Source organism: Nocardia sp. NPDC056064, assembly GCF_042266925.1.
GTDB lineage: Bacteria > Actinomycetota > Actinomycetes > Mycobacteriales > Mycobacteriaceae > Nocardia.
On the sequence record NZ_JBHJWO010000001.1, the window covers coordinates 4,560,916 to 4,587,185 of the forward strand.

Consider the following 26,270-nt stretch of genomic DNA (forward strand, 5'->3'; position numbering starts at 1 on the left):
CGCACGCGGGCGACAGGCGTTCACTCGCGGCGCGGCGGTGTCGGACACAGCGTGCTATTTCGGGACGAAACGGACCTCGAAAAGGTGCGGCCAGTACTTGCCGGTGAGCAGGAAGCGGTCGGTGCCCGGCAGCTGCGCGATGCCGTTGAGCACATCGGTGCGTTGGCGTTCCTCGGTGGTGAGCAGCCCGCCGGCCTCGATCACCCCGGTCACCCGGCCGGTGCCGGGATCGATCCGCAGGATCTCGTCGGTCGGGTAGTTGTTGGCGTAGACGGTGCCGTCGGCGGCGCAGTCGAGTTCGTTGGGTTTGGGGTCGCGGTAGCCGGTCAGGGTCACCGAGCCGGTCTCGGCGAAGGTCACCGGGTCGCGGAAGGTGAGTTTCGGCGTGCCGTCGGACATGATCAGCCGGTCCGGCTGCGCGCACAGGCCCCACCCCTCGCCCGGGTAACCGACCCGGCGGATCTCGGCCAGCGTGACCGGATCGCGGGCGATGGCGATCTCGTCCTGCCAGGTGAGCTGCCAGACGATGTCGCCCGCCTTGGTCATCCCCTCGGCGAACAGGCGGCCCGGCAGATCGACCCGCGCGGTCTCGGAACCGGTCGCCTGATCGGCGGCCCGCGCGCTCGACACGCCCCACATGCCGGTGCTTTCGTAGCGGACCCCGTCGACCACCTCGAGCCCCTGGGTGAAGGCCCGTGGATCGTGCGGTGACGAGCCGATCACCTCCACCCGCAGCCGCTGCGGCGCGCCGTCGCCGGGACCGCTACACGCCCCCACGCCGAGCAGGCTGACCAGCACTACGACGGCCAACGAACTCCGATTGCACTTCATACGGCAAAATGTATGCCGTGAGCGCAGTATCTGTTTCGGAGTCCGGCGTGCGTCCCGTTCTGGCCGATGCGGCCGAAGTCGCACGTCGAGCGCTCGTCGAACTCGAACCCCACGGGGTCGGAGTCCATCTGGGGGTGACCGCCGAAGACGAGACGGCGGCCACCCACCGCTTCGAGGCGAGCCTGCCCGGCTACCGCGGCTGGCAGTGGGCCGTCGTCGTGGCCGCGCCGCCCGGTGCGGAATCCGCGACGGTGAGCGAGTCGGCGCTGCTGCCCGGCCCCGACGCCCTCATCGCCCCCGACTTCATCCCGTGGGAACAGCGCGTGCGCCCCGGCGACCTGGGCCCCGGCGACCTGCTCGCCCCGCCCACCGACGACCCGCGCCTGGTTCCCGGCTACGTGGCCACCGGCGACCCCGTCGTCGACGACATCGCCCGCGAGGTCGGCCTCGGCCGTGTCCAAGTGCTCAGCCTGGAGGGCCGCGTCGACGCCGCCCAGCGCTGGTACCTCGAATACGGCCCCGACACCGAGATGGCCAAGGCCGCCCCCTCCACCTGCGGCCTGTGCGGCTTCTACGTCCCCCTGGCCGGCGCGCTGCGCGAATCCTTCGGCGTGTGCGCCAACGCGATGGGCGCGGACGGACACGTCGTCCACGTCGAATACGGCTGCGGCGCCCACTCCGATGTGGTCGCGCCGAGCGGGAACGGTTCGCCCCGGTACGAGGCGTTCGACGATCACGCGGTGGAGTACGTGCAGGTGCGCGTGGCCGTGGCGCAGTCGGTGGGCGAGCAGGCTCCCGCCGAGCCGTCGCTGACCGACCAGGAGACCGCCGAGGCCGAAGCCGTCGAAGCCGCTGCCGCCGAGCAGGTGGCTCTGGCCGAAGGCGCCGCGCCCGAGTCGGCCGCCGAGGTCGTGGCGGCGGAGTCGCAGACGGCAGATGCCGGCGATCCCAGCCCGGCTGCCGGCGAGTCCGGACAGGCGGTCACCGAGTCCGGACAGGTTGCCGGCGAGCCTGATCAGTCCGGCTCTGACCAGGCCGACCACGTCGAGCAGAGTTCTGACGCGCGCGATGCTGTCGGCGGAGATGCCGAGGTGCCCGCGGTCGAGGTGGAGCACGGATCGCCGGTGGCGCGCTGAACGGAGTGGGGGATCCGTTCGGGACGGCGGCGCTGCGGGGTGGTGTGCTCGCCGCGTGGCGGGATTCGCCGACGCGGTTGCGGGAGGACTCTGCGAGTGAGGGCGATCTGGTGGCCGCGGGCTACCGGGATCGGCTGCTCACCGAGCTGGCGCAGAACGCGGCCGACGCCGCGGCCAAGGGTGGTGTCGCCGGGGCGGTGAGTGTGCGGGTGCTCGACGGGCGCCTGCACATCGCGAATACCGGTGCGCCGCTGGATGTCCCGGGTGTGCACGCGCTGACGGCCCTGCGTGCCTCGGGCAAGGGTGATGCCGCGCAGGTCGGGCGGTTCGGGGTCGGGTTCACGGCGGTGCGGTCGGTGGGCGACGAGGTCGAGGTGCGCTCGACCACCGGGTCCCTCCGTTTCTCGCGGACGGCCACGTTGAACGCCTTGCACGACAACGGGATCACCGTCCCGGATGACCTGGCCGCCCTCGCACCCCCGGTGCTGCGCCTGGCCTGGCCCGTCCCGACCACCCCGCCCGCGGGTTTCGACACGGAGATCGTCATCCACCTGCGCGACGGCATCGACGCCGACGCACTCCTGGACGCCATGCGCGCCGAAGCCCCCGACCTGCTCCTGGAACTGCCCGCCCTCCAGCGCATCCGCATCGACGAAGACGAATTCACCAGCGCGGTAACCACTCTCGGCGAGCTGGACGAACTGTCCATCACCCTCCCGTCCGGAAACACCCGCACCTGGTGGCAATTCCGCACCGAACGCGCCCGCTGGCTGCTCCCACTGCACCACGGCCGCCCGGCCCCGGCGGCCCCGGACGTCCTGCGCGCCCCCACCCGCTCCGACGAGGAACTCTCCCTCCCGGCCCTGCTCGTCGCCGACATCCCCATGCAACCCGACCGCCGCCGCCTGCTCCCCGGCGCCCACCTCGCCGAAATCGCCACCGGCTATGCCGATTTCGCCCGCGCCCTCCCGCCGAAGGACCGCCTCACCCTGGTCCCGGCCCCCGGCTTCCCCCGCAGCGAAGCCGACACCCTCCTGCGCGAAGCGATCATCACCGAACTCCGCACCCACCCCTGGCTCCCGATCTGCCCCACCGCTGCGAGCCACGACACCTCGCCGGACCAGGGCGGTCTCGACTGGGACACCACTCTCGGCGCATCCGGCGAAACCCTGGGCGAGATCGACGAGCCGACACCGGACGACCCGCGACGCCCCGCCCTCGCCATCCCCACCCGCGCGACCGTCTTCCCCGATCTCACCCCGGACCTGGCCCCCTTCCTCGCCGACATCACCGGCCCCCTGCTGATCCCGGAACTCTCCGGCCGCGAGCACCAGGACAAACTCTCCACCCTCGACGTCCACCGCCTCGGCCCCGCCGCCCTGGCCGAGACGACGAGCGGCCTGGATCGCGAACCCCGCTGGTGGCAACGGTTCTACGCCGCGCTGGAACCCTTCGTCACCGATTCCCGGATCGCCGAGGAGCTGGGTGCCCTCGCCGTCCCGCTGGCCGACGGCCGGGTGGTGACCGGCCCGCGCACCGTCGTGCTCGACGACCAGCTCACCGTCGCCGTGCCGGTGCACTGGGCCCGCCTGGTGCACCCGGAGGCCACCCACGCCCTGCTGTCGCGGCTGGGCGCCCGCAGCGCCTCCGCCGACGACCTGCTCGCCGACCCCGGGCTGCGTGACCTGCTCGACCAGGACCCGGCCGACCCGGACACCGTCGCCGCCGTCCTCCAGCTGGCCCCGTTCGCCGCCGCGCACGACCTGCCGCACTGGCTCGGCCTGCTCGAACTCCCCGACGACACCGGCGAACTGCGCCCCGCCGACGAACTGCTGCTCCCGGACGCCCCGCTGTCCACCGTGCTGGCCGAGGACGCCCCGTTCGGCACCGTGGCCGCCGCGACCGTCGCCGAGCACGGCGAAGCGGCGCTGCGCGCGATCGGCGTCGGCTGGGACTTCGCGATCCTCACCGAACCCGACCCGGTGGGCCCCGATCACGACCTCGACGACGAACACGACTGGTGGGACAGCCTTTCCGAGGACCCGCGCGAGCTCACCGCCGTCCGAGATCTCGATCTGGTCGACGACGACCGCTGGGCCACGGCCCTGCGCCTGCTGCTGGCCGACCCGCGCACCCGCGCCCTGCTCGCCGACCGCGACGGCTATACGGCCTGGTGGCTGCACCGCCACGCCCACCTCGACGGCATCGCGCTGGGCCGCCTGCGCCACCCCGACGACACCGAATTCGCCGGTCTGCTCCCGGCTTTCCCCACCGAGGGCTTCGACGCCCGCGACCTCGACGCCCTGCGCCCGCTGTTGGTGCGGCCCGAGGTGATGTCGGCCGCGCTGGCCGAGGAACTGCTCGACGCCCTCGCCGACCCCACCAACACCCCGGCTCCCGAGGTCGTCGCCCGCACCCACACGCGACTGGCCGCCGCCGTCGCCGAGGGCACCCTCGACCCGCGCGATCTCGACCTGCCCGACCACGTCCGCGCGCTGTCGGGCGAGGTCGTCGCGGCGAGCACGGCCATGGTGCTGGATCAGCCCAGCTTCGGACTGGTGGTGCCCGCCGGGCAGCTGGTGGCGGGCGGGCCCGCCGAGGCCCTGGCCACCCTGCTCGATCTGCCGCTGGTCTCCGAGGAGGTCAGCGCCGAGATCCTCGGGGCGGGCAGGCGGACCAGCTGGGCGGCCGATCCGCTGGGGGTGGTGCTGCGTCAGCTGTGGTCACCGCCGGACACCTCCGGCGACCTGGTGCTGCACGAGACGCTGGAAGTGCATCTGCGCGGCGTGATCACCGGCACCGTGCGGGTGCCGTGGTGGAGCGCCGACGGCGCGGTGCACGTGCAGGTGCCGCGCGGCTGACTCAGTTCGCGTGCGTGGCGACCATGGCCGCGAGCAGGTCGAGCTGGGTCTGTACCGACTCGCTGTCGTCGTCGACCAGCCAGCGCAGCACGATCCCGTCGATCACGGCCAGGCTGAACCGGCTCAGCTCGGTGACCGGGGTGGTCCAGGTGGTCTCGGTGGCCTCGCGGCAGTGGTCGAGCACATCGGCCACGGTGCTGTCGTTGAACCCGTACTGGTCGCGCGCGATGGCGATCTTGGCGGGTGTGGCCTCACCTTCGCGCAGCGAATAGGTGGTGGTCTCGTAGGTGAGCAGCTGACGTTCGGGAGTGGCTTCGATGTTGCGCCACATCAGCTCCAGCGCGCGGCGCACCAATTTCTGAAGCGCTTCTTTTCCGGTCCCGACGTCTTCCCACACCGACTCTTCGGCGTCCACCGAATCACGCAATTCGATCGAGAGCGCTTTGACCAGCTCGGTCATCAGCGCGTCCTTGTTTTCGAAACAGTAATGCACCACTCCGAGCGAGACGCCGGCCGCTTGGGCGACATCGCGCGTGGTCACGCCCGCGACGCCCTTTTTCTCGGCGAGACCGATCGCTGCCTCGATCAGGTGGGCTCGTCGTTCTTCGACGCTCAATCGGGAGGACACGTGTGCGAGTTAAGCGCTCGCGTCGCAAACAGTCAATTCGCCGATCCGTCCGAAATCCTGGACATGCGACCAGTTGATGTGGTTTTCTCCGGAGCGGAAGTAGCGAAGGAGTCGCCTGATGTCCGTGTCCCGCCGCGCAGTACTCGCCGCGTCGGCACTGAGTGTCACCGCCGTGCCACTCGTGTCGATGCCGGGCGCGCCCACCGCCCGCGCAAATCCGAAAAGCGATGGGTTCGAATTCGGAACGGGGATCGCCGATCTCACCGGACCGGCCGCGGAATGCGGCATGATGGGCTATTCACAACTTGAGCAGACCACCGCCGGAATTCATCTGCGTCCCCGCGCGCGGGCATTCGTCATCGGTTCCGGTGAGAATCGCGTCGCGTACGTGGCGGTGGAGAACGGCGCGGTGTTCGGTTCGGTGCACAGTGGCGTCCTGCTGGCACTGGCACAGCGTTTCGGTGATCGATACACCGAGCGCAATGTCGTACTCACCTCCACCCACACCCACGCGAGTTGCGGCGGTTCGGCGCACGATTACGCCTACACCCTGGCGACCCTGGGATTCCAGCGGCAGGTCTACGACGCGGAGGTGGCCGGCATCGTCGAGGCGATCGTGGCCGCCGACGCCGACTACGCGCCCGGCACGATCGCGGTGGGCCGCGCGCGCTTGCGCGACGCGAGCATGAACCGGTCGCGGGTGGCCTTCGACCGCAATCCCGCCGAGGATCGCGCGGAGTTCCCCGATGCCGTCGACCCGGCGGTGACGACGCTGGTCTTCCGGCGCGCGGGCCGCGAGGTCGGCGCGCTCACCTGGTTCGCCACCCACAACACCTCGATGACCAATGCCAACCGCCTGATCAGCGCCGACAACAAGGGTTACGCCAGCTACGCCGCCGAGCAGCTCGAACACGGCGTGCGGCACCTGGACGGCAGGCCCGACTACATCGCCGCCTTCGCCCAGACCAATGCCGGTGACATGTCGCCGAACCTGAACCTGCGACCGGGGGACGGGCCGACCACCGACGAGTTCGCCAACACCCGCATCATCGGCGAACGTCAGTACGCGGCATCGAAAGCGGCTGCCGGACAGGCGGTCCCGATGAGCGGCGCGGTCGGTGCGCTGCTGTGTTACGTCGACTTCGCCGACCTGGCCGTCGACGGGCGCTTCACTCCCGACGGTGCCCCGCGCCGCACCTCGCCCGCCGCCGCGGGTGTCTCGCTGGCCGCGGGCAGTGTCGAGGACGGCCCCGGCCTGCCCGGCGGGCCGATCCCGGAGGGCGTGCGCAACCCGATGGTCGATTTCCTCGGCGGCATCGACCATCCGCATCCGGCCTGGCTGGCCGACGCGCAGGCGCCCAAGGCGATCTTCGCGCCGCTGGGGCTGCTGCCGCCGGTGCCGTGGGTGCCGAATGTGGTTCCGGTGCAGCTGGTCCGGATCGGTGAGCTGTATCTGGCCGCGGCGGGCGCGGAGTTCACCATCGTCGCCGGGTTGCGGGTGCGGCGCGCGGTGGCCGCGGTGCTCGGTGTCGCGGTGGAACAGGTGCTGCTGCAGGGTTACGCCAACAGCTACCACGAGTACGTGACGACGCCGGAGGAGTACGACGCCCAGCAGTACGAGGGAGCCTCGACGCTGTTCGGGCGCTACACCCTGTGTGGCTATGTGCAGGAATTCACCCGGGTGGCCGAGGCGTTCGTGGCGGGCGCGGCGCTGGGGCGCGGTCCGGCACCGCGCGATGTCTCCGCGCTGCAACCGAACTTCGCGTCCGTGCCCGGTCCGGACGCGACCCCGCCGGGCCGGGATTTCGGTGACGTCATCGAACAACCGGCCGACACCGGCCGCGGTGACCGGGTGACGGTCGAGTTCGTCTCGGCCCATCCCAAGCACAATCCGCGGCGCGGGGACACCTTCCTCGAGGTGCAACGCCGCACGGGTGCGGGGCAGTGGGTGCGGGTGGCCAACGAGGGCGAGTGGGATGTGCGGTACCACTGGAGCTCGGGCGGGGCGGCGATCTCGCTCGCGAAATTCACCTGGGATGTCCCCGAATCTGTCGAGCCGGGTTTACATCGCTTCGTGCACTACGTGGACGTTCTCCAAGCGGACGGCACCCTGCGGCCGGTGGTCGGGACGAGTGCGGAGTTCCAGGTCAGCGCCTAATCGGTCTGCAGGCCGACCTGGGCACCCTTGTCGCCGCGCCGGGCCGACCGGCGCTGCGCGAGGAAGATCGAGGAGCCCAGCGCGCCGACAGCGAGTCCCATCAGGCAGACCGGCCGGGCATCGGCCAGCGTCGGGACCAGCCACGACAGGACGGTGGCGACGATCCAGGCGGCGAATCCGGCGAGCACGACCGGGCGTGGGTCGACGAGGAATCGGGGCAGGTGCGGAATCTCGGGGGTGACGCGTCCGGCTTCCATACCCAAACAGTAGCCGGGTGAAACCCGATCTGGCAGCCGGACGTACCGTAGAGTTCTGCACTGTGACAATGCCATCCGACGTCCGCGCCCTGGCCGGTGACCTCTCACTGGCGATCGTGCGGCTCACGAGACACCTGCGCGGCCGCCGTACCGACGCGCAGATCTCGCTCACCCAGCTGTCGGCACTCGCCACGCTGGCGCGCGACGGCGCGATGACACCGGGCACCCTGGCAGGCAAGGAACGCGTGCAACCGCCGTCGATGACCCGCGTCATCGCCTCGCTGTCGGACCTGGCACTGGTGGATCGCCGTCCCCACCCGACCGACGGCAGGCAGATCATCGTCTCGCTCACCTCCGCGGGCCGGGCGCTGATCGCCGACGAGACCCACGCTCGCGAGGCGTGGATGACCGAGCAGCTGGCCGTGCTCGATCCGCAGCAGCTCGCGGTGCTGGATCAGGCGGTCGCGATCATGAACCAGATCGTCGCCGGATCGGAGTGATCACAGCTGGGCGCGGGCGTCGTCGGAGGAGACCACCTCGTGTCCGAGGGGGAACAGCGCCAGCGGCACCAGCTTGAGATTGGCCCAGGCGAAGGGCAGGCCGATGATCGTGATCGCCAGCGCGATGCTGGTGGTGATGTGGCCCAGCGCCAGCCACCAGCCCGCGAAGACGAACCAGATCACATTGCCGATCAGCGAGCCCGCGCCCGCGCTCGGCTTGCTCACCACCGTGCGCCCGAACGGCCACAGCACGTAGCCCGCGTTGCGCAGCGAGGCGACGCCGAAGGGGATGGTGATGATCAGGATGAAGCAGATGATCGCCGCCAGCAGGTAGCCCAGGGCCATCCAGAAGCCGCACAGCACCACCCAGAGAATGTTCAAGATCAACTGTACGACCTTCATGTGTCCAGCATGCCAGGATGAGCGCGTGGCCGCAGTGATAGACATCGACGATTCCGCCGACCCCCGGGTCGACGACTTCCGCGATCTGTCCTCCGCCGATCGCAGACCCGACCTGCCCGGCCGCAAGGGCCTGGTGATCGCCGAGGGTGTGGTGGTGGTCCAGCGCATGCTCGGCTCCCGCTTCACCCCCAGCGCGCTGCTCGGTGTCGCCAGACGCCACGAGGCGCTGGCCGATGACCTCGCCGGCCGCGACATCCCGTACTACCGCGCCAGCGCCGAGGTGATGGCCGAGATCGTCGGCTTCCATCTCAATCGTGGCGTGCTCGCCGTCGCGCCACGGCCCGCCGAACTCACCCCCGAGGACGTGCTCGACGGCGCGCGCACGGTGGCGGTGCTCGAGGGCGTCAACGACCACGAGAACCTCGGCTCGATGTTCCGCAACGCGGCGGGCCTCGGCGCGGACGCGGTGCTGTTCGGCGACCGGGTGGCCGACCCGCTCTATCGCCGGGCGGTGCGGGTCTCGATGGGCCACGTGCTGCGGGTGCCGTTCGCGACCCTGCCGACCTGGCCCGGCGGGCTGGAGCTGTTGCGGGAGCGCGGCTTCCAGATCATCGCGCTGACCCCCGACCCGTCGGCGGTGAACCTGGCCACGGCCATGACGGGGGAGAAGGTGGCGCTGCTGCTCGGCGCCGAAGGCCCGGGGCTCACCGAGGAGGCCATGCGCGCCACCGATGTGCGCGCCCGGATACCCATGTCGCCGGGGACCGATTCGCTCAATGTCGCCACCGCCGCCGCGATGGCCTTCTACGAGCGGGTGCGCACCTCGTGAAGCCCGACGGTCCCTATCGCGCGCAACCGGATTCGGTGCCGTGGGCGGCCGGGTGCACCGTCATCGCGCTGGTCGCCGTGCTCGCCGCCGTCGCGGTGTACGCCTTCGGCACCGCGCTGGCCGCGGTGCATCCGCTGCTCGCCGTCGCGGTGAACGCGGTCGCGGTGCTCGGGGTGGCACCGACGGCGTGGCGGTGGCGGTACACGCCGGTGGTGCGCTGGGTGCTCGCGGGGGCGGCCGTCGGCCTGGTACTCGGCTGGCTGGCGATCTTCGTCGACGAGCTCAGCGGCCTGCTGTGATCAGCGCACCCGGTCGCCGCCGCGCAGCCAGCCGAACAGTCCGTGCCTGGCGCGCGGTTCGGCGGCGGGTCGCGGCGCGGGCTCGGGTGCGCGCCCCTTCGGGTACAGCGTGAAGCCGCACACGGCCAGCGAGCCGGGGGTCAGCTCCTCCTCGCCCGACCCGAGATAGCGGAAACCGAGCCACTCGTCGTTGGCGGCGTCGGCGAATTCCGGCGGGTCGAAGGGCAGCGAGCGCGGTTGCGGATGATCGGCCCCGCGCCACGGCACCGGATGCTCCCCGGCCCAGTACTGCCGTTCCCACACCATCGGCAGTCCCTCGTTCTCGAGGATGTCGACCCGGGTGGAGCTGAACGAGCGCCGGAACTCCCCACGCTCCCACTGCGCGAACGCGCCCCAGTGCACCCGGTCGTCGAACGACACCAGGAAGGTGTGCTCCGAGGCCAGCGGCCGCACCAGTAGATCCGGCAGTTTCGTCGGCTCCACCAGGGCCGCCTCGGCCGTGCACACCACGGTCAAGCCGGGATAGCAGCCGATGTAGACCTCGTCGCGATCCGGTGCCGCGCAGCCTTCGAGCGTGCCGATCGTGATCGGGCGCACGTCGTGCTCGCTGTAGAGCTGCCCGGCCAGGGCCGCGGCGGCCTCGGGATCGGGGTCGGGGCCCTCTTTCAGCACCGCCATCGGGTCGGCGGTGTCGATGTACCAGAGTGTGGAAGCCGATCGCATGAACCCACCTCCTGTCCCGCCGTGCCGGAATCCGGCTCGGGACCCGCGGTGCTAGTGGCCGGAGCTGCGGACGCCCAGCAGGACATCCTCCCAGGACGGCATCGGAGCCTTGCCGCGCTTCGGGCGGGCGGGCTTCGGGGCGGGCGTGTCGACCGGCACCGGCTCGTCGGCCGTCGGCTTGTCCTGCTGGGCCACCGGCTGACTCGGGACCGCGGGCACCGGCGCGGCCGCGGGGGCCGCTGCCGCCGGGACGGGCGCGGGAGCCGCCGCGGGCACCGGGGCGGCCGGGATCGCCGCCGTGCCGCCGCCCGCGGCGACCTGACGCTGCTCGTAGAACTCGTCGAACTTCGGCTGCGGCCGGGCGGCCGGACGCGCGGTGGGCGAGAGCTGTTCGCGCGGGCGCGGTTCCACCGGGACCGGCGGCTCGACGACGGGTGTGGACGGCTCGGGCAGGATGGTGGCCAGCCCGCGCAACGCTCGGCCGAAGTCGGGGTCGATCAGATCGTTGGCCGGGTCGTCGAGCGGGGAGACCGAGCCGCCGTGCGCGTCGGGCTGGTAGCGCCAGTGCGCGGCGATCTCGGAATGACCGTGCCGCCACTGCAATTGCGCGACCCAGAAACCCTTCTCGTCCTTCCAGGCGTCCCACTCGGCCTGTTCGATGGTGTGGCCGCGCTCGGCGAAGGCCGCGGTGACGATCTCGTGCAGCGTTTCCACCGCGGGGCCGTCGGGCCGCACCGGGTGCGCCTTCTGCGCCAGTTCGGCGGCGCGCGCACGCTCGAGCAGCACCGGGTAGGCGAAACGTTCGACTTTGGTGGCCGGCATGCCGGATTCCGCCTGGACCTGCTCGACGGACGCTCCGGCTCGAATACGGGCCTGGATATCGCGAGGACGCATAGACGCCTCCGTTTCGATCTCGATCTGGCCGAATCGTGCGAGGTCGCCGCGCGCCGCTGCGCGGAGCTTGTCGTCGGCGGGCAGCCGGAACTTGGTACCGGACTCGATGTCGCTGCACACGATGTGCGTGGAGTCGGGCGTCACCCCGATCACTCGAAGTTCACGCACCGTTACCTCCTTATCGCGTCGGCTACGACACCGCCCACTTTCCTAGACAGTAGTGCACATTACTTGCCCGCCGCAGCAGACACGCACGACCGAAATCGCGCACGAGGGCTCCCGCTCCGGCTAATCTGATCGGCTCCCCACCCGAATTCCGGTCCTGTGCAGGGACTTTGGTGATGGATCAACATCATTTAGCGGTGCTCGAGAATGCGAATATTGCGAACACATGGCAAAGCGCCGGTGCGTGGCGGAGCCATTTCTCCGCCGCGCACCGGCGCTGATTGCGGTCTTATCTCAGAGCTGGCCGACGACCCAGTCGATCGAACGGGTCAGCTGCGAAACATCTTCCGGATCGATGGCCGGGAACATGCCGACACGCAGCTGGTTGCGGCCCAGCTTGCGGTACGGCTCGGTGTCGACGATGCCGTTGGCACGCAGGATCTTGGCGACCTGGGCGGCGTCGACCGCGTCGTCGAAGTCGATCGTGCCGACGACCTGCGAGCGGTGCGCCGGATCGGTGACGTACGGGGTGGCGAAGGAGCTCGACTCGGCCCACGAGTACAGGCGCGAGGACGAGTCCAGCGTGCGCTTGACGGTCCAGTCCAGGCCGCCGTTGGCGTTCATCCACTCGATCTGGTCGGCGAACAGCAGCAGGGTGGCCAGCGCCGGGGTGTTGTAGGTCTGGTCCTTGGTGGAGTTGTCGATGGCGATCGGCAGCGACAGGAACTCCGGGGTCCAGCGACCCGACTCCTTGATCTCGGCGACGCGGGCCAGCGCGGCCGGGCTCATGATCGCGATCCACAGGCCACCGTCGGCGGCGAAGCACTTCTGCGGGGCGAAGTAGTAGACGTCGGAGTCGGCGATGTTCACCGGCAGGCCGCCCGCGCCGGAGGTGGCGTCGATGGCGATCAGGGCGTTCTCCGAACCGGCCGGACGCGACACCGGGATGGACACACCGGTCGAGGTCTCGTTGTGGGCCCAGCCGATGAGGTCGACGCTCGGGTCCGACACGGGCTCGGGCGCGCTGCCCGGCTCGGCCGAGACGACGATCGGGTCACCGATGAACGGGTTGCCCTTGGCGACCGAGGCGAACTTCGAGGAGAACTCGCCGTTGGTCAGGTGCAGCGAACGCTCGCGGATCAGGCCGAACGCGGCGGCGTCCCAGAACGCGGTGGTGCCACCGTTGCCGAGCACGACCTCGTAGCCCTCGGGCAGCGAGAACAGCTCACGCAGGCCGTTGCGAACGCGCGCGACCACGTCCTTGACCGGCTTCTGGCGATGGGAGGTGCCGAACACCGAGGCGCCCACAGTCACCAGGGACTGCAGCTGCTCCGGGCGGACCTTGGAGGGTCCACAGCCGAACCGTCCGTCGGCGGGCTTGAGGTCGGCGGGAATCGTCGGGAACGCACTGGTCATGCGGGCGAGTTTAGTGGTCGGGGGTTTGCCGTGGTGGTGGTGGGTGGGGTCCTGTGAGACGGACCACCCGGCATGCTCAGCCGACCCCGCTCAGGAACTCGACCAATCCGGCGGGCGCGCTCGCGCCCAGGCACAGATCCAGGATGTGGTGCGCGTCGACCGCCGCGGTCGCGCTGCGTGGGAACAGCGCGGCCTCGTAGGCCGCGAGGGCGGCCTCGGTGTCGCCGGGGTGCGCCACGAGGGCCAGGGCGAGTTCGGCGCCGTCGAGCATGGCCAGATTCGCGCCGTCGCCCGCCGGTGGGGACAGATGGGCGGCATCGCCGAGCAGCGTCACGCCGGGGACATGATCCCAGCGGTGCCCGGCCGGGAGGGCGTGGATCGGGCGGGGGACCGGCGGGGTGTCGCCTTCGGTGATCAGGGTGACCAGCTCGGGGGCCCAGCCGTCGAATTCGGCGGCGACGCGGGCCAGCGCGGCGGCGGGGTCGGTGAAGTCGATGTCGTCGATCCAGTCCGCCGGGCGGGCCAGCTCGACATAGGTGTGCAGGACGGCGCCTGCCTCGCGGTGCGCGGAGATGCCCTGGCCGGGCGCGAGCGCGAACATGCCACCCCGGCCGACCGTCGCGGCGGCGACCGGGTGCCTGCGGTCGACGTCGTGGAGGTAGGTCTCGACGAAGATCGCGCCGGTGTACTCGGGCCGCGCGGCCGAGACCAGGGGACGGATCCGCGACCAGGCGCCGTCGGCACCGACGAGCAGGTCGGTGCGCGTGGTCGTGCCGTCGGCGAAGCTCACCTCGTGCCGTCCGCCGCCCAGCGGATCGACGCCGGTCACCTTCTTGCCCCACCGCACGGTTCCGGCGGGAAGCGAGTCGAGCAGGATCCGGCGCAGGTCGCCGCGCAGGACCTCGGGCCTGCTGTCCTCGTCGGGCTCGTCGAGCAGGACCTCGCCGTGCCGGTCGAGGATCCGCGAGGCCGCGCCGCCCCGATGGATGATCGCGCGGAACTCGTCGACGAGCCCGGCCGCCGCGAGAGCGAACTGGCCGTCGTGTTCGTGGATGTCGAGCTGTCCGCCCTGGGTGCGGGCACCCGCGGAGGTCTCGGCCTCGTAGACCGTCGCGGAGATGCCGTGGACGTGGAGGACGCGGGCGAGGGTGAGCCCGCCCAAGCCCGCTCCGATGATCGTGACTGTCATGGTGGATCCCTTCCTGAGCTGTATGGAACGTCGTTCCAGTTTGGAACAGCGTTCCATCAGTGTCAAGATGGGGGTATGGCGACCAGAGGTCAGCGGACCAATCGGCGGGCCGACGCGCTGTCGAAACAGCGCATCGTCGACACCGCCGTCGAGATCCTCGACACCGAGGGCGAGAGCGCGCTCACCTTCCGCGTGCTGGCGGCCCGCCTCGAAACCGGTAGCGGCGCGATCTACTGGCATGTGGCCGACAAGGGCGAACTGCTCGCCGCGGCCGCCGACGATGTGATCGCGCGGGTGCTCGCCGTCCCGGTCGGGGACGCGGAGCCCGCGGCGGCGATCCGCGCTGTCGCGCTGGGGATCTTCGACGCGATCGATGCCCGGCCGTGGGTCGGCACCCAGCTGGGCCAGGCGCCGGGTCAACTCGCCGTGTTGCGGATCTACGAGCGGATCGGCGGACGGCTCGAGGGTCTCGGTGTGCCGGAGAAGGCGCTGTTCTTCGCCGCCTCCGCGCTGGTGAACTACATCCTCGGCGTCGCCGGGCAGAACGCGGCCAACGCCCGCCTCGCCGTGCCCGGCGGCGACCGGTCCGCCTTCCTCGCCGCGGTGGCCGCCCGCTGGACGGAGCAGGACCCCGCCGACTATCCGTTCGCCCACCGGGTCGCCGCGCAACTGGCCGACCACGACGACCGCGAACAGTTCCTCGCGGGCATCGATCTCGTCCTCGCCGGGATCACCACCCTGGGCTGAGCAGCCGGGTGCGGGGAATTTGCCCTTGCGTGAACGGCATTCGCATTACTCTTCCGCTATGAGTCTCGCCGTGGCCGTCTCGGGTAGGACCCTGCTCGACCGATGTGCCTGGGTATTCGGGCGGCGGCGCGGACTGCTGTCGGAGGCCGGACGCCGGGAACTGCTGATCAGAGGGCTGCCGGCGCGCGCGACCGTGCTCTCGGTGCGCACGCGGCGCGGGGAGGGTGGATACCGCTTCTCGGTGCGCGTCCAGCTCCCCGGCAGCCTCGCCTACGACACCCGCGTCCGCCAGCGCGTGCGTAGCCAGGACCTCGCCTGGATGCGCCCCGGCGACCTCGTCGACTGCCGGGTCGACCCGGGCGACCGCGAACGCGTCGCCCTGTTCGTCCCCGAGGCCCCCGAATCCGGCCGCAGCGCGGCGGCGAAGATCCTCGCCAACGGCCGCCGCGCCGAGGCGACCGTCCTGGCCGTGGCCCCCGTCGCCGCCGACTACACCGGCCGTGACGACCCCATCCTGCGCCTGGACCTGGAGCTTCGCGCCTGGGACGAACCGTCTCCCTGGCGAGTCCGCCTGATCCAGCCCGTGCCCCTGGCCGCCGTCGGCTACATAGAACTGGGCACCCGCCTCGACGCCGCCTTCTTCACCGTCGACCGGGGCGACTCCGTCGCCCTGGACTTCGCTTCCCTCACCCGAGGCGCGTCCGCCGACCGGCCGGACCGGCGACCCGAACCGCGCTGACACCGCCTGCTCGCCCTCGCGGGGTCTCGGCAACAGCCTCACTCCCGCGCACGCTCGCGCAGGACTCGTTCTCCGGCGTCGACATAGGTGGTGAACAGGGCGGTGACATCGCGGAGGCGTCGTGTCGCGGTGTCGTCGGTGAGGGGTTCGGCGGCGCGCAGGGTGCGGATGAAGGCGCGGGTGCGTTCGTGACTGGCGGCGAGGAGTTGCTCGAAGCCGCCCGCGGCTTCCACGAGTAGCCGGCGGGAGCCCGGGCTGGGAATGGTGTGGGCCAGGCCCCAGGAGACCAGTTCGCGGATGGCGGTGCTGACCGCGCCGGAGCTGAGGGACAGGTCGGCGCGCAGTTCTTCGGAGGTCGACGGGGCGCTGTGCAGGAGCAGATAGCCGTAGACGCGGCCGGTCGCGCGGGGGAGGTGCCAGGTCGCCAGGGTGTCGCCCATGGCGTTGACGAACTGTTCCCGCTCCGGGCTCAGCACGCCAGGTCCCAGTGCGCGAGTGTCCGCAGCAGCGCCCGAGAGGTCTCCTCCGGCGCGTCCCAGGTGACGAGATGGCCCGCTCCCGGAATCACCTGCTCCGCAACCCCTTCCGCCCGCGCCCACCGCGGCATCGCGGTCGCGATGTTGCCCGTCCGATCCCGCGCACCCCGGATCAATGCCAGCGGCACCGGACACCGATACCCCGGCTCCGGTTCGACGAACGACACCGTCGCCCGCCAGACATCCAGGAACACCCGCTTCGGCATCCGCGCGAAAACCGCCTCGGCCCTGGTGATCGCGTCCGGCGCCATCGCCGAAGCCCGAGCCATCACCCCCGGCAACACCCGCCCCGGAACCACCGCCAGCGACGGCGCCGCCACCCGCAACGCGACCCGCTCACCCCACGTCAGCGGCCCCGCGTTCCACGCCGAATCCAGCACCACCAGCCCCGCCACCCGCTCACCGTGCGCCCGCACGAAAGCCTGCCCGATATTCCCCCCGAGCGAATGCCCCACCAGCACAGCCCGCCCGACCCCACACTCCGCCATCAGCGCCGCCAGATCCCTCACCGCATCCACCCCGGCGAACCGCACCCCCGCCCCCAACACCGACTCCCCATGCCCCCGCAGATCCCACGTGATCACCCGATACCCACCCGCGGCCAACGCCTCGACCTGCGCATCGAACATGCTGTGATCCATCCCCGCACCATGCGTGAAGACCACAACCGGCCCATCACCCCCACTATCGGCAAACGCGATCTCCGCCCCCGCCCGCCCCGTCCGCCGATCCAGTTTCACCATTCTCTGAATATAGATCAGATTATCGGGGTGCCGACCCGCGCGAAGCCTCGGCCATCACTCGCCTTCCTGGGCGAATTCGCCACGCTGGTAGGCGCGATCGTAAGGGTCGTACAGCGAGTCGTCGACAGCGCTGCCCGCGTCGGCGTCCCTTACCTCGCCGGCCGCCGACAGGCCGGCGAAAGCCGCCAGTACTTCGTCGCGAGGTACGGCGGTGCGCCGTCGTCGATCCCAGGGCGTTCACGAAGTGCTCCTGCGCGGGTCAGCGAACTGGTCGGTCTCGGCGCGGATGCTGATTCGGTGGTCGGGTGGGAAATCGAGTCGGTCCGGCCGGGGATACCGGGCCGGACCGACTCGGGTGCAGTGATTCAGGAGCGGGCGATGGTGGACCAGCCGGCTACTTCTTCGGGGGTGCGGGGGCCCGGGCCGGTGTAGATGGCGGCGGGGCGGACCAGTTTGCCGAGTTGTTTCTGTTCAAGGATGTGGGCGCACCAGCCTGCGGTGCGGCCACAGGTGAACATGGCGGGCATCATGTGGGCGGGGACTTCGGCGAAGTCGAGGATGACGGCGGCCCAGAACTCGACGTTGGTCTCGATGGCGCGGTCGGGGCGGCGTTCGCGGAGTTCGGCGAGGGCGGCCTGTTCGAGGGCGGCGGCGACTTCGAAGCGGGGGGCGTCGAGGCGCTGGGCGGTGGCGCGCAGCACGCGGGCGCGGGGGTCCTCGGCGCGGTAGACGCGGTGGCCGAAGCCCATCAGCTTCTCTTTGCGGTCCAGGATGCCCTTGACCAGGGCGCGGGCGTCGCCGGACTGCTCGACGGCCTCGATCATCGGCAGCACGCGGGCGGGGGCGCCGCCGTGCAGCGGGCCGGACATGGCGCCGATCGCGCCGGACAGCGAGGCCGCCACGTCGGCGCCGGTGGAGGCGATGACGCGGGCGGTGAAGGTGGAGGCGTTCATGCCGTGCTCGGCGGCGGAGACCCAGTAGGCGTCGATGGCCTCGGTGTGACGCGGGTCCGGGTCACCCTTCCAGCGGGTCATGAAACGTTCGGTGACGGTGGTGCATTCGTCGATCTTGCGCTGCGGGACGGCGGGCTGGTAGATGCCGCGCGCGGACTGCGCCACATACGACAGCGCCATCACCGAGGCGCGGGCGAGGTTCTCGCGGGCGGTCTCGTCGTCGATGTCGAGCAGCGGCTCGTAGCCCCAGATCGGGGCGAGCATGGCCAGGCCGGCCTGCACGTCGACGCGCACGTCACCGGTGTGCACCGGCAGCGGGAAGGGTTCGGCGGGCGGCAGACCGCGACCGAACGCACCATCGACCAGCAGGGCCCAGACATCGCCGAAGGTGACGCGGTTGGCGACCAGATCCTCGATGTCCACGCCGCGATATCGCAGCGCGCCACCGTCCTTGTCCGGCTCGGCGATATCGGTGGTGAAGGCCACCACGCCTTCCAATCCGCTGACGAAATCCTGGGGTACCGCGCTGGCCGTCATGGTGACTCTCCTTGCCGGGAAATGCCGATCTTCCTGAACGATAGACCTGTGGATACCCGCTGGTAACCCCGCCCCTCGCCCGGCCGTGGCAAGGGCCACCGGCGGGGTCGGCGTAGCGTTTGTGACCATGCGTGACCCGGAACCCCTCGCGGGCGATCTCGCCGCGATGCGCGTCGACTACGGCGACCCACTGGCCGTGCCCACCACCGAAGCCGATCTCGACGAGAGCTGGGTGGCGGGCGGCTGGGAACCGTTGCTGCGGAACTGGATCGACCAGGCCAGGAGCCTTGGCGTGGCCGAACCGAACGCGATGGTGCTGGCCACCGTCTCGCTGACCGGCCCGGCGCCGCGCCCGGTCGCGCGCACCGTGCTGTGCAAGGGCCTGGCGCCCGAGGGCGTCACCTTCTATACGAACTACGACTCGGCCAAGGGCGAGCAGCTCGCCGCCGACCCCTACGCCGCGGCCACCTTCGTCTGGCCCTCGCTGGCCCGGCAGGTGCATGTGCGCGGGCGCACCGAGCGCGTGCCCGCCGAGGTGACGCTGGCCTACTGGCAGGCGCGTCCGCGCGAATCGCGGCTGGGCGCCTGGGCCTCCCAGCAGTCGCGCCCGGTCGCCTCGCGCGCCGATCTCGACCGCGCGCTGGCCGAGACCACGGCCCGCTTCGCCGACGTGGACGACATCCCCGTGCCCCCGCACTGGGGCGGCTACCTGCTGCGGCCCGACGAGGTGGAGTTCTGGCAGGGCAGGCGCGGCCGCCTGCACAATCGCATCGTGGTGCGCGTCGACGGGGCGAATGTATCGGTTGTCCGTCTACAGCCCTGAGAGCGAACTGCGGCAGCTCGGTCCCGGTCTATCCGAGGCCGTGGGCATTCAGCTCCGCCATCCGCGCCTATTCCGCTCTTCGAAATAGCGGTCGTCGTCTTCCTCTGTCCATGTGGATTCGGGTGCGTTCGAGCTCTCCTGGACAAAAGCAGACACCGTCTCGAATTGCGGGTCGGCCATTAATTCGCTGGTCGCTTCTGCTACTTTTGGCTGTTGATCGACCAGTGCGGCGCGGTATGCTGCGATGATGGCATCTGTGGTATCCGAATCGAGCCCGGGAACGTAAACATCGATCAGTTTGTTCTCGGCATCGACAACTACGCGAACTTTTCGGGAAGTTCCGATGCCGCGAATATCGGCAAGGCGTTCCTGTGCCCTTCGGACCTTCATGCCGAGTTCGGTGTTCTTGTGGGGAAGCATCACTTGCAGCTCCAACTCAATCGACTGCATCGATCAGAAGTATGTTGCCATCGGCTTGCAGGTGGACACCCACTTTCCATCCGTTTTTGCTGAATGCTTCATCGAATTCTGCCCCGGACATGTAAGGTCCGGGTGGAATGCTGGAGCGAACTGTCGATTCGAATTGATTTGGCTCCGAAATGGAGAGTTTGAAGCTTGCTCTGAGACCATTCGCCACCTCAGGCTGCAACTCTACGACTGCCTGTATCCAATGGGTTGTCGGTCCCGGTGCGCGACCGCCCTGATTGTTCCAGGTGATCCAGCTGACCGAAGTGGGGTTTTCGATCAGGGGGAACCGTTTGGTCAGCGGATCGGGGTCGTGCCTTATTTTGTCTTTCTGGTCGGCAGAGTTCGAGTCCGGTGACGAGCATCCAACTACCGTCATCAGTGCAATCGCGATGATCGAGACCAGTCGCCGCGCCGTCATTTTCTCGGCCTTCCAGAATCGGAATTGTTGTCGGAGGGGAACCGATCACCGCTCGAGTCGCGGTTGTCGGCGCGGTCTTCTCTGCCTGGATTGCGTTCGGGATCGGAGGTTTCCAACGCCGTTGCCGTCGACGGCGGTTGGCCGATTTCCCAGGATACAGTCCGAGTCAACTTCCCTCCGGTCTCAAAATCTTTCGCCCAACCCAGTTCGGCGAATCGTCCGTTTTCATCGTCCGGTGCGCCAGTTTCGAGGTCGTTGGCGCCCTTGTTGAAGTTGTAGTAGTCCATCGCCTCGACAGTGACATCCATGACCACTCGATCCCCCTCGACTCGAACATTTGAATGACTCCACTGTTGGTATGCGCCGATGGTCTTCTGCCAATTCTCCGTCTCTGGGTAGCCGCCATCTTTGCCCCCGACGTCGGCGGCAGTGCCCGTGATCTGGAAGTTTGTGTTTCCGTCACGTACGAAGGCGTCTGCGGCCATCGCGGCCCGGGTAATTTCTTCATCAACGGCCGACTTGACGCTGGGATCTTCCCGGTATGCTTCTTCGTAGTCGATTTCCAGAGCCGCCCCGTCTCCTTCCCAGAAGTGCCGGTAGGCTGCGGTTGCATCATCCAGGTCGGATCGTCCGATTTCGCCGGCATTGAGCATTGCTTTCCATTTGGCGGCCGACATATAGTCGCCAATTCCGGGTGTAGCGTTGCCGGGAGTAAATCCGTTGTCGGTCGAAAGGTTTGGCTTCTCTGGTGCGCCGATCTTGTAGGTCAAGCCGTCGATGGAAAATGTAGGGGGCTCAGGGATCGGAGCGGTGGGGGCCTTTGTCAGGATCTGAAGGGCACTCGCCTCCAGTCGAACGGCCTGGGTTGCCTTTGTCTCCGCGACATCGTAGTTGTGCAAGAGTTCCTTGATGCGGGTCTGAAAGCCTGCGGCCTGTCCGTCGAGCCGGCGCTGGATGATCAGTGAGGTAGGGTTGGCCGGCGCACCGGGAACCTTTGGTGCGATTACTGATCCGTCATCCGGTACTGTCATTCCTGCGGGTACCGCCTCGTTGTCCACAATCCCGAGAAGCGCGGTTCGGTATCCGTCCATTTCGGTTCCGAAGGTCTGGTAATGACCAACCAGCCGTGTCGTAACGTCGTCAATATTTGTTGCAGCCAGCTTGCTCGCAACGGTACGGCCCGAAGCTGCGGCCGCGGCGTCTCCCTGCCAACCGTTCATCGTTGAGTCGACATCGCGATCTACCTGTTCAACTGAATTTACAAAGCTGCTGTTCTGTGCCGCGAGGTCCGACCCATAATTGACCATAGTGGACGGTTGGCAAGCCCGGATGTAACTGATCGTCGCCATCAGATTTCGCCATCGAGCGTGCGAACCTGATTCGCGAACCATGCGTCGACTTCTTCGTACGAAGTGGCGCTCATGTGTGTTACTTCGGCCATGCGTCTCACATTCGACGAAATGGCGCGGTAGGCGCCGAGGACTGCTTGCTCAGCCATCGCTTCCGCTGCCTGGATCGGAGATCCTGGCATGAGTAGCTCCGTTGCTATCTCGATCCCCTCGATCGCAGTTGCATGTATCTCGAGTGCTGCGCTCATTTTTCTCAGAGCATCAAGATCTGCCTGCAATATCTCCGTCGTATCGCCCCCGTAATGACACCTGATAGTTCATGGCAGGGTACCATCGCGCCCGCGACCGACCTGACCGGGATCCTCCTGGCTGACGTTGGCCTGTCCGAGCGCACCGCATAACCGCCACCGGCGGCGGGGAGTGGGCTATCTCACCGAGAAAAATCGTGGGACGTTTACAGGTGCACTGGCTAACGTGCCGTAAGTGAAACTGCTCGCCGACACCGAACCCCTGCGCAATCGCGACTATCGCAGGCTCTGGACCACCAATATCGTCACGGTCGTCGGCGCGCAGCTCTCGGTGGTCGCCGTGCCGCAGCAGATCTTCCAGATCACCGGCAGCTCCGGCTATGTCGGCCTGGCCGGGCTGTTCGGCCTGGTGCCGCTGGTGGTGTTCGGGCTGTGGGGCGGGGCGCTGGCCGATGTGATGGACCGGCGCACGCTGCTGGTGATCACCACCGCGGGCACCGGCGCCACGGCCGTCGCGTTCTGGGTGCAGGCCGCGCTGGGGATGAGCAATGTGTGGCTGGTGCTGGGGTTGTTCGCGGTGCAGCAGGCGTTCTTCGCGGTCAACCAGCCCACCCGCAGCGCCGCCATCGCGCGGATGCTGCCGCCGGAACAGATCGCGGCGGCCAGTTCGCTGTCGATGACGGTGCAGAACGTCGGCATGATCGCCGGTCCGGTGCTGGCCGGTCTGCTCATCCCGGTGCTCGGCCTGCCCACGCTGTATCTGCTCGACGCCATCGCCCTGCTCGCCACGCTGTGGGCGGTGAGCAAGCTGCCGTCCTTCCCGCCGACCGGCGACCAGCGCCGGGCCGGGCTGCGCACGGTGATCGACGGGTTCCGCTATCTCACCGCCCAGCGCATCCTGCTGGCCTCCTTCGTCGTCGACATCATCGCCATGGTCTTCGGCATGCCCCGCGCGCTGTTCCCGCAGATCGCGCACGAGACCTTCCACGACCCGGCCGAGGGCGGCGTCGCGCTGGGTCTGCTGTTCGCCGCGATCTCGGCGGGCGCGGTGCTGGGCGGGGTGTTCTCCGGCTGGGTGCCGCGCATCCGCAGGCAGGGGCTGGCGGTGATCGTGTGCATCGCGATCTGGGGCGTGGCGATGGTCGGGTTCGGACTGGCCGTCGGGCTGACCGGGCACCTGTTCGGGCTGGGGGTGTGGCTGTGGATCGCGGTGGCGTTCCTGGCCCTGGGCGGCGCGGTGGACATGATCTCGGCCGCCCTGCGCACGGCGATGTTGCTCAATGTCTCCACCGACGAGATGCGCGGCCGGTTGCAGGGGGTGTTCATCGTGGTCGTCGCAGGTGGGCCGCGCATCGGTGATGTTGCCCACGGTTTCGCCGCAGCGAGCCTGGGTACCGCTGTAGCTGCCGCCGGTGGTGGAGTTCTGGTGGTGATCGGCGTGGTGCTGGCCGCGCTGGCCTTCCCCGCGTTCGTGCGGTACCAGGTCAGCCGGGCGCACTCCGGCGCCGCCACCGGATGACCACCGCGACGGCGGGTCGGCAGACCTCACCGCCGATCGGCTCCGGTGTGAGAACACCGCAGGGTAACCCTGATTGTTCAGCTCGCCCGAACAACAGCTAGCGTTACGTCAAGCGCACCGTATGCCGACCGCATCGGGGCTGACGGTTACACGCCGGGTTTCAGGGCCCGGCGAGAATCTCAACTAGCCTGAGAGGGATCCTTCCGTGCCCGCTGAGAACATCACCAACGTCGCCGAGGACGCCAAGGCGGTACTGCAGTACCCCGGCGGCGAGTTCCCGATGACGGTCACCACGGCCGCCGAGGGCAACAACGGACTCGACCTCGGCAAGCTGCTGTCCAGCACCGGTTACGTCACCTACGACCCCGGTTTCATGAACACCGCGTCGACCAAGTCGGCCATCACCTACATCGACGGTGAAGCGGGCATCCTGCGCTACCGCGGATACCCGATCGACCAGCTCGCGGGCCGCTCGACCTTCATCGAGGTCAGCTACCTGCTCATCTACGGCGAGCTGCCGACCCAGGCCCAGCTCGACGACTTCACCGACCGCATCCGCCGCCACACGCTGCTGCACGAGGACCTCAAGCGGTTCTTCGACGGCTTCCCGCGCAACGCGCACCCGATGCCGGTGCTGTCCTCGGCGGTCAACGCGCTGTCGGCCTACTACCAGGACTCGCTGGACCCGCGCGACCCCGAGCAGGTCGAGCTGTCCACCATCCGCCTGCTGGCCAAGCTGCCCACCATCGCGGCCTACTCGTACAAGAAGTCGGTCGGCCAGCCGTTCCTCTACCCGGACAACTCGCTGAGCCTGGTCGAGAACTTCCTGCGGATGACCTTCGGTTTCCCGGCCGAGCCCTACGAGGTCGACCCGGAGATCGCCGCCGCGCTCGACATGCTGCTGATCCTGCACGCCGACCACGAGCAGAACTGCTCCACCTCGACCGTGCGTCTCGTCGGCTCCTCCGACGCCAACCTGTTCACCTCGGTGTCCGGAGGCATCAACGCGCTGTGGGGCCCGCTGCACGGCGGCGCCAACCAGGCCGTGCTGGAGATGCTCGACGAGATCAAGGCCAACGGCGGCGACGTCAAGGAGTTCATCCGCAAGGTCAAGAACAAGGAAGACGGCGTGAAGCTCATGGGCTTCGGGCACCGCGTCTACCGCAACTACGACCCGCGCGCGACCCTGGTCAAGCAGGCCGCCGACAAGATCCTGTCGAAGATCGGCGGCGACGACCAGCTGCTCGACATCGCCAAGCAGCTCGAAGAGGCCGCCCTCACCGACGACTACTTCGTCTCGCGCCGCCTGTACCCGAACGTCGACTTCTACACCGGCGTCATCTACCGGGCCATGGGCTTCCCGACCCGCATGTTCACCGTGCTGTTCGCCATGGGCCGCCTGCCGGGCTGGATCGCGCACTGGCGCGAGATGCACTCCGAGCCGTTGAAGATCGGCCGCCCGCGCCAGATCTACACCGGTTACGGTGAGCGTGACTACCTCGACATCGGCACCCGCTGATCTCGACCACCGTCACTGGCGACAACGCAACCTATCGAAGGGGATAGCCGAATGACCAAGCCGGAGATCGAATTCCAGGAGGGCCCCGCGCCCACCGAGCTCGTGATCAAGGACCTCGTCGAGGGCGAAGGCAAGGAAGCGGTGCCCGGCGGCACCGTCGAGGTGCACTACGTCGGCGTCGAGTTCGAGACCGGCGAGCAGTTCGACTCCTCGTGGGACCGCGGCGAATCGATCACCTTCCCGCTGCGCGGCCTGATCCAGGGCTGGCAGGACGGCATCCCCGGCATGAAGGTCGGCGGCCGCCGTCAGCTGACCATCCCGCCGGAGCTGGCCTACGGTCCGGCTGGTGCCGGACACGGTCTCTCGGGTAAGACCCTGGTCTTCGTGATCGACCTGCTCGACGCGAACTGACCTGACACCGCACCGCGGCCCACCTTCCCCCCGGAAGGTGGGCCGCGGTCGTTGTGCCTACTTCTTCAGCATCGGCGAGTTCATCTTGCTGACAAGCCAGCGGTCGCCGACCTTGCGCATGGTCATCTCGATGACGAAGGTCTGCTTGTCCTCGACCGGCTGGGTGAGCGAGCGGCGGAACTGGGACATGATGTCGAGGATGACGATCTCGGCGCCCTCGCCGGACTTGTAGAAACACTCCAGGTCCTCGACGCGGGAGCTCACCTGCGCGGTCTCCATCGCCTGGCGCAGCGCCTGGGACGCGTCGTCGAACTCCGTCTTGTACGGGTCGGTCGCGCCCGCCGAAGATCGCGCGAGGTAGTCGTCCAGGTTGGTGGAGTCGTAGGTAGACACCACGCGCGCGTAGTCGCAGCTGGCCACGCGGGCGGCTTCCCGGTTCGCGGTCGTCTGGGCCAGAGCGGACGCGGCGGGGTCGGGTGCGGGCGGGTCCGGCCAGAGCGCGGCGGCGACACCGGCGACGATCCCGCCCGCCAGCACCATGCCGCCGAGCCCGGTGGCGAGGGCGGCGGGCCACACCTTGCGCGCGGTGGCGGGTGGCTGCGGCACGCCCTGCGGCGGCCAGTTCGATTGCGCGGGATAGGCCCCGGGCGGGACCGGGCCGGGCGGCGGCGCGTAGCCCGGCTGGTGCGGCGGCGTGTAGCCCGGTTGCGGTGGTGGCGCGGGCTGCGGCCTGCCGGGATACGGGGTGTCAGGGCCTGTCATGGTGTTCCCCCCTTTCGGGATCACCTTAGCCGACAAGGGCTTTCGGGTTCGGCTGATGTCGTGGTGCCGTTCGGGGCGCAGACGGGCGCGGAGACGGGTTGTCTGTGACCGGTTGTGTCGATTTGCTATCAGTCGGCCCGTGGGCTACTACTGCTGATGTCCATGACAGTGCGCGCTGATCGATTCGCCCGGGGTTCGGGGCTTTCTTCG

The 26,270-nt window shown here is 69.2% G+C and carries 28 protein-coding genes; 12 read left to right on the forward strand and 16 right to left on the reverse strand.

Annotated elements, in window-relative coordinates; translation table 11 throughout:
• Positions 1–54 precede the first annotated feature (54 nt).
• Complete coding sequence (locus ACFC06_RS21305) at positions 55–831, reverse strand: glutaminyl-peptide cyclotransferase (protein WP_375933807.1); 777 nt, start codon at positions 829–831, stop codon at positions 55–57.
• An 8-nt stretch (positions 832–839) separates the two neighbouring features.
• On the opposite strand from ACFC06_RS21305, the gene ACFC06_RS21310 reads away from it, so the two are divergent.
• Together ACFC06_RS21310 and ACFC06_RS21315 are read left to right on the forward strand one after the other, a co-directional pair.
• Complete coding sequence (locus tag ACFC06_RS21310; RefSeq protein WP_375933810.1) at positions 840–1,967, forward strand: DUF3027 domain-containing protein; 1,128 nt, start codon at positions 840–842, stop codon at positions 1,965–1,967.
• Between the two features lie 5 nt (positions 1,968–1,972).
• Complete coding sequence (locus ACFC06_RS21315; protein WP_375933813.1) at positions 1,973–4,828, forward strand: sacsin N-terminal ATP-binding-like domain-containing protein; 2,856 nt, start codon at positions 1,973–1,975, stop codon at positions 4,826–4,828.
• A gap of 1 nt (position 4,829) precedes the next feature.
• Here ACFC06_RS21315 and ACFC06_RS21320 read toward each other — a convergent pair whose 3' ends face one another.
• Positions 4,830–5,456, reverse strand: a complete 627-nt coding sequence (locus ACFC06_RS21320) for a TetR/AcrR family transcriptional regulator (RefSeq protein WP_375933816.1) — start codon at positions 5,454–5,456, stop codon at positions 4,830–4,832.
• 118 nt (positions 5,457–5,574) lie between these two features.
• Here ACFC06_RS21320 and ACFC06_RS21325 point away from each other — a divergent pair, with 118 nt between their 5' ends.
• Positions 5,575–7,614, forward strand: coding sequence for a neutral/alkaline non-lysosomal ceramidase N-terminal domain-containing protein (locus ACFC06_RS21325; RefSeq protein WP_375933819.1), 2,040 nt, complete (start codon positions 5,575–5,577; stop codon positions 7,612–7,614).
• Here ACFC06_RS21325 and ACFC06_RS21330 read toward each other — a convergent pair.
• Positions 7,611–7,871, reverse strand: coding sequence for a DUF2530 domain-containing protein (locus tag ACFC06_RS21330; protein WP_375933822.1), 261 nt, complete (start codon positions 7,869–7,871; stop codon positions 7,611–7,613). The genes ACFC06_RS21325 and ACFC06_RS21330 overlap by 4 nt on opposite strands.
• Positions 7,872–7,939: 68 nt before the next feature.
• On the opposite strand from ACFC06_RS21330, the gene ACFC06_RS21335 reads away from it, so the two are divergent.
• Positions 7,940–8,371, forward strand: a complete 432-nt coding sequence (locus ACFC06_RS21335) for a MarR family winged helix-turn-helix transcriptional regulator (protein WP_375933825.1) — start codon at positions 7,940–7,942, stop codon at positions 8,369–8,371.
• On the opposite strand, the gene ACFC06_RS21340 is transcribed toward ACFC06_RS21335, so the two are convergent.
• Entirely contained in the window at positions 8,372–8,773 is a 402-nt protein-coding gene (locus ACFC06_RS21340) for a YccF domain-containing protein (protein ID WP_375933830.1), read from the reverse strand. It abuts the gene before it with no gap.
• Between the two features lie 25 nt (positions 8,774–8,798).
• On the opposite strand from ACFC06_RS21340, the gene ACFC06_RS21345 reads away from it, so the two are divergent.
• Positions 8,799–9,602, forward strand: coding sequence for a TrmH family RNA methyltransferase (locus tag ACFC06_RS21345; RefSeq protein WP_375933833.1), 804 nt, complete (start codon positions 8,799–8,801; stop codon positions 9,600–9,602).
• A complete protein-coding gene (locus ACFC06_RS21350; protein ID WP_375933836.1) occupies positions 9,599–9,901 on the forward strand; it encodes a DUF2537 domain-containing protein in 303 nt (100 codons plus the stop codon). The genes ACFC06_RS21345 and ACFC06_RS21350 overlap by 4 nt, the downstream gene beginning before the upstream one ends.
• Here ACFC06_RS21350 and ACFC06_RS21355 read toward each other — a convergent pair whose 3' ends face one another.
• From ACFC06_RS21355 to ACFC06_RS21370, 4 genes are all read right to left on the reverse strand, one after another.
• Positions 9,902–10,624: a DUF6928 family protein gene (locus tag ACFC06_RS21355; RefSeq protein ID WP_375933839.1), complete on the reverse strand. Its 723-nt coding sequence runs from the start codon at positions 10,622–10,624 to the stop codon at positions 9,902–9,904.
• A gap of 51 nt (positions 10,625–10,675) precedes the next feature.
• On the reverse strand, positions 10,676–11,686 hold the full coding sequence (gene sepH / locus ACFC06_RS21360; RefSeq protein ID WP_375933842.1) for a septation protein SepH: 1,011 nt from the start codon (positions 11,684–11,686) through the stop codon (positions 10,676–10,678).
• Between the two features lie 291 nt (positions 11,687–11,977).
• Positions 11,978–13,099: a phosphoserine transaminase gene (gene serC / locus ACFC06_RS21365; protein ID WP_280345863.1), complete on the reverse strand. Its 1,122-nt coding sequence runs from the start codon at positions 13,097–13,099 to the stop codon at positions 11,978–11,980.
• A gap of 76 nt (positions 13,100–13,175) precedes the next feature.
• Complete coding sequence (locus tag ACFC06_RS21370) at positions 13,176–14,288, reverse strand: FAD-dependent oxidoreductase (protein WP_375933845.1); 1,113 nt, start codon at positions 14,286–14,288, stop codon at positions 13,176–13,178.
• Between the two features lie 75 nt (positions 14,289–14,363).
• Here ACFC06_RS21370 and ACFC06_RS21375 point away from each other — a divergent pair, with 75 nt between their 5' ends.
• Positions 14,364–15,035 (forward strand): TetR/AcrR family transcriptional regulator, encoded by a 672-nt coding sequence (locus ACFC06_RS21375; RefSeq protein ID WP_375933848.1) that lies wholly within the window; start codon positions 14,364–14,366, stop codon positions 15,033–15,035.
• A gap of 58 nt (positions 15,036–15,093) precedes the next feature.
• A complete protein-coding gene (locus tag ACFC06_RS21380) occupies positions 15,094–15,774 on the forward strand; it encodes a hypothetical protein (protein WP_375933851.1) in 681 nt (226 codons plus the stop codon).
• 38 nt (positions 15,775–15,812) lie between these two features.
• Here the strand turns inward: ACFC06_RS21380 and ACFC06_RS21385 are convergent, their stop codons facing one another.
• The 3 genes from ACFC06_RS21385 to ACFC06_RS21395 all read right to left on the reverse strand — a co-directional run bounded on the left by ACFC06_RS21385 (position 15,813) and on the right by ACFC06_RS21395 (position 18,543).
• On the reverse strand, positions 15,813–16,250 hold the full coding sequence (locus ACFC06_RS21385; RefSeq protein WP_375933854.1) for a GbsR/MarR family transcriptional regulator: 438 nt from the start codon (positions 16,248–16,250) through the stop codon (positions 15,813–15,815).
• Positions 16,244–17,053, reverse strand: a complete 810-nt coding sequence (locus tag ACFC06_RS21390; RefSeq protein WP_375933857.1) for an alpha/beta fold hydrolase — start codon at positions 17,051–17,053, stop codon at positions 16,244–16,246. Before ACFC06_RS21390 ends, ACFC06_RS21385 begins: the two co-directional genes overlap by 7 nt.
• A 365-nt stretch (positions 17,054–17,418) precedes the next feature.
• Positions 17,419–18,543 (reverse strand): citrate synthase 2, encoded by a 1,125-nt coding sequence (locus tag ACFC06_RS21395; protein ID WP_375933860.1) that lies wholly within the window; start codon positions 18,541–18,543, stop codon positions 17,419–17,421.
• A 127-nt stretch (positions 18,544–18,670) separates the two neighbouring features.
• Between ACFC06_RS21395 and pdxH the strand changes: the two genes are divergently transcribed.
• Complete coding sequence (pdxH, locus tag ACFC06_RS21400; protein ID WP_375933863.1) at positions 18,671–19,366, forward strand: pyridoxamine 5'-phosphate oxidase; 696 nt, start codon at positions 18,671–18,673, stop codon at positions 19,364–19,366.
• A 48-nt stretch (positions 19,367–19,414) separates the two neighbouring features.
• On the opposite strand, the gene ACFC06_RS21405 is transcribed toward pdxH, so the two are convergent.
• From ACFC06_RS21405 to ACFC06_RS21420, 4 genes are read right to left on the reverse strand one after another with little or no spacing between them, the layout of a single operon-like run.
• Positions 19,415–19,816, reverse strand: coding sequence for a hypothetical protein (locus tag ACFC06_RS21405; RefSeq protein WP_375933866.1), 402 nt, complete (start codon positions 19,814–19,816; stop codon positions 19,415–19,417).
• Positions 19,803–20,252 (reverse strand): hypothetical protein, encoded by a 450-nt coding sequence (locus tag ACFC06_RS21410; RefSeq protein WP_375933869.1) that lies wholly within the window; start codon positions 20,250–20,252, stop codon positions 19,803–19,805. Before ACFC06_RS21410 ends, ACFC06_RS21405 begins: the two co-directional genes overlap by 14 nt.
• A complete protein-coding gene (locus tag ACFC06_RS21415) occupies positions 20,249–21,601 on the reverse strand; it encodes a hypothetical protein (protein ID WP_375933872.1) in 1,353 nt (450 codons plus the stop codon). The genes ACFC06_RS21410 and ACFC06_RS21415 overlap by 4 nt, the downstream gene beginning before the upstream one ends.
• Positions 21,601–21,849 carry a hypothetical protein gene (locus ACFC06_RS21420; protein WP_375933875.1) on the reverse strand — a complete coding sequence of 83 codons (249 nt, stop codon included), beginning with the start codon at positions 21,847–21,849 and terminating at the stop codon, positions 21,601–21,603. Before ACFC06_RS21420 ends, ACFC06_RS21415 begins: the two co-directional genes overlap by 1 nt.
• Before the next feature lie 235 nt (positions 21,850–22,084).
• Here ACFC06_RS21420 and ACFC06_RS21425 point away from each other — a divergent pair, with 235 nt between their 5' ends.
• The 3 genes from ACFC06_RS21425 (at position 22,085) to ACFC06_RS21435 (ending at position 25,298) form a co-directional block, all read left to right on the forward strand.
• A complete protein-coding gene (locus ACFC06_RS21425) occupies positions 22,085–23,368 on the forward strand; it encodes an MFS transporter (RefSeq protein ID WP_375933878.1) in 1,284 nt (427 codons plus the stop codon).
• Positions 23,369–23,573: 205 nt separating this feature from the next.
• Positions 23,574–24,887: a citrate synthase gene (locus tag ACFC06_RS21430; protein WP_375933881.1), complete on the forward strand. Its 1,314-nt coding sequence runs from the start codon at positions 23,574–23,576 to the stop codon at positions 24,885–24,887.
• 51 nt (positions 24,888–24,938) lie between these two features.
• On the forward strand, positions 24,939–25,298 hold the full coding sequence (locus tag ACFC06_RS21435; RefSeq protein ID WP_375933884.1) for an FKBP-type peptidyl-prolyl cis-trans isomerase: 360 nt from the start codon (positions 24,939–24,941) through the stop codon (positions 25,296–25,298).
• Between the two features lie 57 nt (positions 25,299–25,355).
• Here the strand turns inward: ACFC06_RS21435 and ACFC06_RS21440 are convergent, their stop codons facing one another.
• The gene (locus ACFC06_RS21440) at positions 25,356–26,060 is read right to left on the reverse strand and encodes a hypothetical protein (protein ID WP_375933887.1); all 705 of its coding nucleotides are present in this window, start codon (positions 26,058–26,060) and stop codon (positions 25,356–25,358) included.
• Positions 26,061–26,270: the final 210 nt, after the last annotated feature.